This window comes from Pseudomonas juntendi (assembly GCF_009932375.1).
GTDB classification, from domain to species: Bacteria; Pseudomonadota; Gammaproteobacteria; order Pseudomonadales; family Pseudomonadaceae; genus Aquipseudomonas; species Aquipseudomonas juntendi.
In genome coordinates, this window is record NZ_BLJG01000521.1 from 1 (window position 1) to 301 (window position 301).

A 301-nucleotide genomic window follows, 5' to 3' on the forward strand; every position below is an offset into this window, starting at 1 on the left:
TGGTGTGAAAGGGTCGGGGAGGGATATGTGAAGAGGTGTATGGACTGCAGACCCTGTGGGTGCGGGTAAACCTGCTCCCACAGGGCTCTTTGTTCAGCCTTGGCGGCCAGGACCTTGCTGCAGGTGGGCCTGGCTGCAATACCACTCGTTGCCCTGCTGCAGCGCCCGATCATTGGGCAGGTGCACGCCGCAATGGGCGCAGCGCACCATCGTCAGTGGCGCATCGAGCTTGGCGTCGGGGCGCGACTGCTGGCTGATTTTGAATTTGCGCCACAGCCAGAACGCGGCGGCGATCAGGGCG

General features: G+C 63.5%; 1 protein-coding gene. It reads right to left on the reverse strand.

The genetic code is table 11. The features are described 5' to 3' along the window. Window positions 1–93: 93 nt before the first annotated feature. Window positions 94–301 (reverse strand): PP0621 family protein (locus tag GYA94_RS27050; protein ID WP_161893492.1); only part of this gene is annotated, 208 nt, incomplete at its 5' end.